The organism is Paraglaciecola sp., assembly GCF_030730205.1.
Classification (GTDB): domain Bacteria; phylum Pseudomonadota; class Gammaproteobacteria; order Enterobacterales; family Alteromonadaceae; genus Paraglaciecola.
In genome coordinates, this window is sequence record NZ_JANQVQ010000286.1 from 1 (window position 1) to 8,399 (window position 8,399).

General features: G+C 40.9%; 7 protein-coding genes. 3 read left to right on the forward strand and 4 right to left on the reverse strand.

Going from position 1 to position 8,399, the window contains the following annotated elements; all coding sequences use genetic code 11:
- The 3 genes from NWQ57_RS18130 to NWQ57_RS18140 form a co-directional block, all read right to left on the reverse strand.
- Positions 1-843: sigma 54-interacting transcriptional regulator (locus NWQ57_RS18130; RefSeq protein ID WP_306023582.1), on the reverse strand; the 843-nt coding region annotated here is incomplete at its 3' end.
- Between the two features lie 25 nt (positions 844-868).
- Positions 869-2,911: an XrtA/PEP-CTERM system histidine kinase PrsK gene (gene prsK / locus NWQ57_RS18135; RefSeq protein ID WP_306023583.1), complete on the reverse strand. Its 2,043-nt coding sequence runs from the start codon at positions 2,909-2,911 to the stop codon at positions 869-871.
- Complete coding sequence (locus tag NWQ57_RS18140; protein ID WP_306023584.1) at positions 2,911-3,654, reverse strand: serine protease; 744 nt, start codon at positions 3,652-3,654, stop codon at positions 2,911-2,913. Before NWQ57_RS18140 ends, prsK begins: the two co-directional genes overlap by 1 nt.
- Before the next feature lie 207 nt (positions 3,655-3,861).
- Between NWQ57_RS18140 and NWQ57_RS18145 the strand changes: the two genes are divergently transcribed.
- The 3 genes from NWQ57_RS18145 to NWQ57_RS18155 all read left to right on the forward strand — a co-directional run bounded on the left by NWQ57_RS18145 (position 3,862) and on the right by NWQ57_RS18155 (position 7,508).
- Complete coding sequence (locus NWQ57_RS18145) at positions 3,862-4,764, forward strand: patatin-like phospholipase family protein (RefSeq protein ID WP_306023585.1); 903 nt, start codon at positions 3,862-3,864, stop codon at positions 4,762-4,764.
- 172 nt (positions 4,765-4,936) lie between these two features.
- Positions 4,937-5,809, forward strand: coding sequence for a PEP-CTERM/exosortase system-associated acyltransferase (locus NWQ57_RS18150; RefSeq protein ID WP_306023586.1), 873 nt, complete (start codon positions 4,937-4,939; stop codon positions 5,807-5,809).
- 43 nt (positions 5,810-5,852) lie between these two features.
- Entirely contained in the window at positions 5,853-7,508 is a 1,656-nt protein-coding gene (locus NWQ57_RS18155) for an FAD-binding protein (protein WP_306023587.1), read from the forward strand.
- Positions 7,509-7,595: 87 nt separating this feature from the next.
- Here NWQ57_RS18155 and NWQ57_RS18160 read toward each other — a convergent pair whose 3' ends face one another.
- Positions 7,596-8,333, reverse strand: coding sequence for a PEP-CTERM sorting domain-containing protein (locus NWQ57_RS18160; RefSeq protein ID WP_306023588.1), 738 nt, complete (start codon positions 8,331-8,333; stop codon positions 7,596-7,598).
- Between the last annotated feature and the right edge of the window lie 66 nt (positions 8,334-8,399).

The window sequence follows — 8,399 nt, forward strand, 5'->3', positions numbered from 1 at the left end:
TGCACATACTACGCGGACGTCTACTTCAATTTCACTCCGGCCACCAACCCGCTCAATGACCCGTTCTTGTAAAAAACGTAGCATTTTTGCCTGCAAGGCCAAAGGCATGTCGCCGATTTCGTCCAGCATCAGCGTTCCACCATTGGCAGTTTCAATTTTGCCTAAGGTGGTTTTATAGGCACCGGTAAAGGCGCCTTTTTCATAACCGAATAATTCACTTTCTAGTAGGTTATCCGGAATAGACGCACAGTTGATTGCGATAAATGGCTTGGCGGCGCGCGGGCTTTGTTTATGGATTGAACGAGCAAAAACTTCTTTACCAGTGCCACTTTCACCGAGTAGCAAGGTAGTAATTTCGGTTGGTGCGATTTTCTCTACCATACGGCAAGCTTTCAAAATCGATTCACTATTGCCGATGATATCCTGGCTTTTATAGTTAGCCGATTTCAAAATTCGGTTTTCAGCTTCTAATTCACTAAGTTTAAAAGCTCGTGCGACAATAACATTCAGAACATCGACATCGATTGGCTTTTGATAATAGTCATAAGCACCGAGTGCAACGGCTTGAAGTGCGTGTTCGGTATCAGTACTGCCTGTGATGACGATTACTTTAGTATCAGGGTTATGTTGCAAAATTTCCGTCAGACAGGCCATACCTTCTGAAGCATTCGTTGGGTCTGGTGGTAAACCGAGGTCTAGGGTCACTACGGCAGGTTCGTAACGTCGAACTTGTTGTAAGGCAGAGCTACGGTCTTCCGCGAAAACGACTTCGTAATCGGTTAAACTCCATTTTAACTGTTTCTGAATGCCCAAATCGTCGTCAATTGCGAGTAAAGTTTTCATATCACATTCCGTGTCTAATTTTACATTAGTGTAAAGGAAGCTGAATGGTAAAGGTAGACCCAATATCTACTTCACTGGTTACCGTTAGTTGTCCATGATTTTGTTGAATAAACTGCTGTGCATCATAGGCACCGATCCCCATGCCAGCATTGCCTTTTGTCGTATCAAAAGGTTTAAATAATCGCTCTTTAATGAATTCTGAGCTCATCCCACAGCCTGTATCTATAATTGCTAAAATTATTGTGTCATTTATGACATCCAATTCAATAGTCACAGAGCCATCAATAGCAGTCGCTTGTTGAGCGTTGTCTATTAAGTGGAAAAGAATATTGCTGAACCGTTCATGATCGATATACAGCTCACAGTCCTGTAGAACTTTCAGCACTGGTAACGGTGCATGTCCAGCACATCGTTCACTGATTAGCTGTTGCAACATATTTCCAAGTGCAATGGTTTTTTTTGGTTCATTGCCGATTTGTTTTTTAGTGAGTTGCGACAGCATATTTTGCAGTCTGCTTTGCATTGCTTCAATGGTTTCAAATGCATCGTCGACAAACTCTGGATTGTGGCGATGACGTTTTGCATTTTTTAGCAACATATCAATTTGTGCTTTAACGTTTTTTAAATCGTGTACAACGAAGGCTGACATACGACTAAAAGCAATAAATTGAGCATTTTCAGACAGAGTTTTACTTGCTTCGCTCATAAACAAATAACTCGAAATTTGTTCTGAAACTGCGTTCAGATAATCCCGCAATTCCCAATTCAACTTTAGATGTTCAGTAGGTAATGGTTTTAACAGGCAACAACCCCAAAGTTGGTTATTTTGATAAAAAGGGACTAACAGTGAAAAGGATTCTAAGTCACCTGCAAGTTCACGGTGTATTGATACGACGTTTTCATCGTGTGAGTCACTAAAATCCAACAACCAATTTTTATTGCCGAATTTGTGTTGATAAATAGCCACTACTTTTAAATCAGTGGCACTTAATTGATAATTTTCTGTGGTCGCCAGTACTTCTGGTGTAGCAATAGTTGATAACTTAACCAATGCACCTTCGCTATAGCCAATCGCCTTACACCAGGCGGTTAAGCACACCTCTGGCGCATTATAATTTGCGATTTCGACCTTTTTTAGCTCGCGGGTTAATTCAACCCATTTTTCGCGATAGTCAAAAGTGTTGGCAAAAAAATGCTTCTCTATGAAAACCTTATACTTTCGGCGAATGGCATCAGAAAAAATCAACGTACAAAATAGAGCTGTCCCCACAACAACAAAGACCACTTGCAGCAGAGTCGTCCAATTTCCGCCAATGTAGCTTAGGTAATAGCCAACAATAGCCAATAAACACAAATAAACGCCTGCGGCCAATACCAATGAGCTTTGCAGAACAATGTCGCGTGATACGTAAACATTGATACCCCAGGATTTAATTCGCTTCACAGCGACCACTAAAAATGGCAGCATCAAAACATGAACATAACCTCGGGCTTGCCATGTTTGTTGATTGACTTTCCCCAATAACGCAGCTTCTGCTAGTAAGTAAAAATCGAGCAACAGACAAATACCTAAGGCGATGATCATCGGTTTAAACTGCCATTTCTGACTGCCCGATTGACGATATATCGCTTCTATCAATGCCAACATAACGACGGTTAATAGCAAGGTGCCCAATAGTCGTGGGCCCAGTGCTGTAAATACCCACCCTCCAAGCAGCAGCCAACTGGCAAAAATAACTAAGACAATACGGATTTTAGCTGATGCGAATAGTTGACGGATGCTGATGTCAGTTCTGTTTAATGCGGCTAACAAAAAAAGTGCTAGTAGCATTTTATGCGTGCTTTCAGTTAGAAAAGAATTCAGCGTGACAAACGGTAAGTTGATGCTCTGGATATTTGTAAAAGCCCAAAGAACACTAAGTATGGTGTAAGTGCTAAGTAAGTGTTTTTGAGCTGTTTTCGTTTTTACCGTTAACTGTAGTGTCCAAAATAGTGCATAGCCGAAAGCTGCTAGTGTAAAACCAATATGCCCGGGTTGAAAATTCTCAAACATCTGCAAGTCCGACATTAAGGTTGAGCAAGCAATTGATGTAAGTGATTTACCGGAATAGCGTAGGCAATTCCGCTTGGGTCACTTAGTACCGCCTCGCGACTGCTTTTAACCAGCACCATATTAATAATCGCCACGACAACACCATCTTCTTTCCGATACAAAGCACTACCGCTATTTCCAGGATACGCTGTACCATCCAATTGATAGACCATAAAAGGCCGCTTTAGCTTTCGAAGAGTTGCAGCACTAAGTACTTGTGAATTATCTTGCGGGATAGCGATAGGGGTGATTGCACTTAAAGTAGCTTGATGAGTCGCTGGATATAAACCAAGGACGCCTGTGATTGGATAACCTGTAAAAGCCAAAGCAGTGCCTTCCGGTGTATATTCACTATCTGCTAGTGTCATTGCTGGTAAGGTCGCTTCTATTTTTAGCACTGCTAAATCATAAATGAGATCATTTTTTTTGCTAGTGATTGGATGTACGATTGGATCCTGCCCATGTCCGGATAAAACAACATATTGTTCATTTTTGCTTTCATCCAGCAATTGTGAGACAACGTGATTGTTAGTGACAACTTGATTGCCTGGTTTGACAACAAAGCCGCTTCCAATAAGCTTTAGCCGTGGGGAAGCTGTCGGATTATAGATTGCGATAGCTACAACCGATGGTTTTATTTTAGTTATCAACTGTGGAAGTGTCTCTGCGCTGGCTGTGCTTAAAAATAAAGCTAATAAAATCAATAAACAGTAGTTCATATGGGAATGCTTTTGCTGGATTTAATACTCAAAATATCATTTTATTGCTGCAGATCGCCATCTAAAAAGCACTGTTTATGGTATTGCATAAAAAATTCTTAATATTACTTCGATATCGATGTTAGTTATTTTCGCATCTATGTCGATTTCGACCATAATTGAGTCTTGAAGTATGAAGAATCGCTTTTAATATCGTCGGAGTTTTCAATGCTGTTGTCACAAGAGCTCACTAAGAACCAAATTGTACCAATATTTTCTGGAGGAGGTACCCGATTACCTTGTTACATAGGGATTTTACAAGCACTCGAAGAATTGGAGTTGAAGTTTAGTCATGTTGTTGGGGTGTCAGGTGGCAGTATAGTAGCGGCACTATTGGCCGATGGTAAAAATAGAGACGAATTAAAGAAACTTGCTCTAGAAACAGACTTTAAGCAATTTCGTGGCTTTTCGGTAGTTAATTTAATCAGAACAGGTGGTCTTTCCAGTGGAGATACCTTCGAAAACTGGATGGATACGCAATTGCAAGGAAGAACTTTTGCTGAAATGCAATTAGATTTACATGTCTTGGCAACCGATATAAATGGTGGAGGGCCCGTTGTCTTTAATAGAGCAAATACGCCTGACGTAAAAGTTTCAACTGCGGTTAGGTATTCGATGTCGATACCATTATTATTTTCATTTAAAACATTCAAAAATCATGTCATGGCGGATGGTGTCATTCTGGCTGAAGATGCGTTGCATCAGGATTGGTCGGGAAGAGGGATTCCAGTCATATGTTTTAGGCTTAAAAGTGAAAATGAAGACAAACCGGTTAAAACCCGCCGTTTGTTTCCTCTCGTATCTTACATTACCATGCTTATTCAGACTTTTATGAGTGCGATGTCAAGAGAATACGTACATGCGCAGTATTGGCACAACACAGTTTTAATTAATACTGGGAATATTTCGTCAGTTGATTTTTCTTTACCTTTGGAAAAAAAATTACAGCTCCTTGACCAGGGCTATAATACCGTTATGGCGGTGATTCCTCAGAAGTTTAACTGGGTAGTCGAGCAGCAAATTCAGACCAAGTTAGTTCAAAACAATAAATTCAATTACACTCAGCAGTAACGGGTTGGTTTCTAGACTATTACTAATGTACACTGGCTTTGTTTTGTGAGAAGTTGCTGAATATAGTTATGTTCAGCATAAGCTGAGAACTCAGGGTATTGCCTGTAAGAGGCCGTAGATACGCAGTCGGGTTTGTGCTATTGAGCAAGTTCGATAGTTTAAAAAGGTGCTTATGAAACATTTAAAAACATTGCAAAAAATACCCGTTGTTGGCGGTTTGGTAAATATTGCTATTTCACATTTAGCAAGTTCAGATGCCAGTACGATTTCTAAGCATTTTTCCCAGTTTTTGAGGCCAGAGTTGGCACTTAGTGAAAATCTAAAACGAGAAGTATACCGCCTGCGACACGAAGTCTATTGTGAAGAATTGAAGTTTGAAGATGTACGCCCAGACCAAGAAGAGCGTGACAACTTCGACGAGCATTCAGTGCACTGCTTTGTCCGTCATGTTTCTTCAGGCCGCCTTGCTGGTACCGTTAGACTTATTACATCTAGTCATATAGATGAGATGCTACCTATAGAAAAGTTTTGTTCTCATGCGATAGAGGACGAAACATTATTGCCTGCCAATTTTCCAAGAGAAGATATTTGTGAAATTTCCCGACTAGCCGTTTTGGAGCATTTTAGACGCCGGCAAATGGATAAGTTTTCTGGCGCCGCTACTGGTGCTATTAATATCAATGATTATTCAAAAACGGAATTACGTTGCTTTCCCTACATAGCAATCTGCTTATATTTAGCTGCGGCATCGACGGCTTTTAAAACGAATAAAAAGCATGCATATGTTATGATGGAACCGAGGCTAGCAAGAAGTATGGCTTTCGTTGGTATTCAATTTAAGCAGCTAGGTAAGCCAATTGATTATCACGGGAAGCGTGCTGCCTTTTATATCAACGGTGAAATGTTTCATAGCGGATTATCATCTGGCTACGCCAAGCTATTAAAATCTATAGAAAATGATTTGTTTGCAAGCGGTGTTCCGAACAAGTCTCATCCTGTTTTAGAGTTTTTCCACTTCGCTCAAGAAGGTTTGGCAAAAAGCTGAAACTTTGATTCTTTAGTTTTTAAAGGCGAAAGGAAACTGATTCATGACATCACATGCGGAGTTGGTTCAGCAGCTTAAATGCGTCTTGCACGAGACCTCCGAAGTTTTTATTGCCGAACCAGGAAGCCGTTATTACCAAAGTTGCGAAGGAATTGTCCGGACTGACATAATTGTCGTTAAATTAAGCGGGCAACGCAATGAAAACGAAAATCCATTTTACTTAGACGAAATCCCCGCGTTACTTAAACTAGCAAATAGTTTGGCAGCAACTCCAAAAGCGTTCAGTATTTATCCGATAAGTACGGGAAATAATTGGGGCTATGGTAGTGCACTATCTACAATTGCTGGCTCTGTTATCCTCGATTTGGGCAATTTAACTCATATTCAGGTCAATGATTCGCAAGCAGGACTTCTTACTGTTGAGCCTGGTGTAACGCAGCAAATGCTGAGAGATAAACTGGATGAGTTAGGTTTACCATTTATGGTGCCAGTTACTGGAGCCGGACCGAGTTGTAGCCTCCTAGCAAACGCGTTAGAACGCGGTTATGGCATTACTCCATATACCGACCATTTTGCCGCAGTAAATAGTATTAAAGGATTCTTGCCACAAGGGCAGCGCTATCAATCTGCGTTATCTGATTTGGATGCATCTGGCTCAGATGCGGTTGATAAGACATTTAAATGGAAACTTGGCCCATATCTCGATGGCCTGTTTACCCAATCGAATCTAGCCATTGCCACTGAAGTTACTCTAAGGCTTAAAAGGAATCCTGCAGCTTTTGATTCATTTTATCTGCAGTTTAACGATGATTCTGATTTTGATGCTATTTGTGTAATTGTTCGTGAGCTATTGCAGCGCCTTGAAGGCGTCCTTGGGTCAGTGAACATAATGGACCGGCGTCGCGTACTTTCTATGATGATTGAGAATCCTAATGGACCCGGCAGTCATCAGAACATGAGCAATGAGCAAATATCATGCTTAGCGAAAAAGCATCAAGTCCCAAGTTGGACTGTGGTTGGCACATTGTATGGGGAGCCGGGCATAGTAAAAGCTGGTCGTCTTGTTGTAAAAGAAATTGCGCGTGATGCTGATAGGGTAATACTTTCTGAGAGTATGTTGATTCGTTTAGGCAAACTTTCTGCAAAGATGATTCCTCATCGTGTTTTTGATCCGATTCGGAAAATGTTATCGTCTTTAGATAAGGGCGTTGCCATCATGAAAGGAGTTCCCAATCAGGTTGCATTGCCATTGGCGTATTGGCGTAATCCTTATACGACCGCAGATGACAGCAAAACCCTAAACCCTGCAACAGACCAATGCGGTTTACTTTGGTACGCTCCTCTTGTTAAATTTGAATCTGAATCAATGGCTGCTTTGGTTAAACTGGTGAGAGAAACTTGCCCTAAATATGGCATCGAACCCATGATCACTTTTACCAGTCTTCGTCACGATACGGTAGACAGCACAATTCCTATTGTGTTTAACCGACAAGACGAGTCAGCTAAGATCAATGCCCATGAATGTGTTCAAGATCTGGTAGAGTCTGGTTTAAAGCTCGGACTAATCCCTTATCGATTAAATATACTACAGCAGCAGAGTTTGCTTGATGGCAATACTACAAGCTGGCAATGGGTGCGACAGATTAAGCTTGCTTCTGATCCAAATCATATTTTAAGTCCAAGCCGATATAACCCTTAAGCCTTCAAATGAATTAATTTTTTTAAGTAAAAAAATACCCCCTGTGTAAACACAGGGGGTATTTTAACGATTACGGTAGTATTTAGATTACTTTGCTTGTTTACGACGCGCAGCGCCAGCAAGACCTAATAAACCTAAACCTAAAATGGCCAGTGATGATGGCTCTGGAATTGAATCACCGCTCAGATTAAATACACCTGACATGTCTAAAATAGAACCTGGAACGTGTTGAAATGACAAGCCGCCAGAGAAAAACATGTCCGCACCGTTTGATTTAGTATTGGTATCGAAGTTCGACGCAGCCATACCACCAACAACATCCAGCAGACCTAAACCAGTTAAAAATGCGTTGCCTAAATTGGTACCGACAAAAGTATAGTTATTTTTTAATTTTAAAAATAACTGAGCTGGAGTGCCAGAAGTATTTGCCAAATTAAGTGCGTTGTAATCGTTGTATTGTGCTAATGGAATTTCACGTGGGCCTACGTAAACGTTAATTTCGCCACCGCTGTATGATACTGATTGACCAATACCTGGTAAAACTGTGCCGCCAGTTGGCAAAAAACCACTAAACTGGAAAGTCACTTCACAGTTTGGACAAAAAGTATTGACGTCAGTACCATTAAATCCGGTCACTAAACCCCAACCACTTAACTCACCAGTTGTTGGGTTAATGAATTGACGCATGTTCGCTTGTTGTGCAGAAAAGTCAGTAGCAGCATCTGGATTCCAGACTACACCACCAACGTTGATCATTGATGCATTTGCAGCGAAGCTTGATGCAGCTAGTACTGCAACAGCAGCGATTGATTTAAATAATTTCATGATATTTCCTTATTTACTAATTAACTGAACAGCGTTGCTATATCTCGTATTACAAGTATGCATGAC

What these genes read in the sequence shown, in the direction of transcription:
- prsK (WP_306023583.1), bottom strand. Translation starts at nt 2,911, where the DNA reads ATGTCGGACTTGCAGATGTTTGAGAATTTTCAACCCGGGCATATTGGT.
- NWQ57_RS18140 (WP_306023584.1), bottom strand. Translation starts at nt 3,654, where the DNA reads ATGAACTACTGTTTATTGATTTTATTAGCTTTATTTTTAAGCACAGCC.
- NWQ57_RS18145 (WP_306023585.1), top strand. Translation starts at nt 3,862, where the DNA reads ATGCTGTTGTCACAAGAGCTCACTAAGAACCAAATTGTACCAATATTT.
- NWQ57_RS18150 (WP_306023586.1), top strand. Translation starts at nt 4,937, where the DNA reads ATGAAACATTTAAAAACATTGCAAAAAATACCCGTTGTTGGCGGTTTG.
- NWQ57_RS18155 (WP_306023587.1), top strand. Translation starts at nt 5,853, where the DNA reads ATGACATCACATGCGGAGTTGGTTCAGCAGCTTAAATGCGTCTTGCAC.
- NWQ57_RS18160 (WP_306023588.1), bottom strand. Translation starts at nt 8,333, where the DNA reads ATGAAATTATTTAAATCAATCGCTGCTGTTGCAGTACTAGCTGCATCA.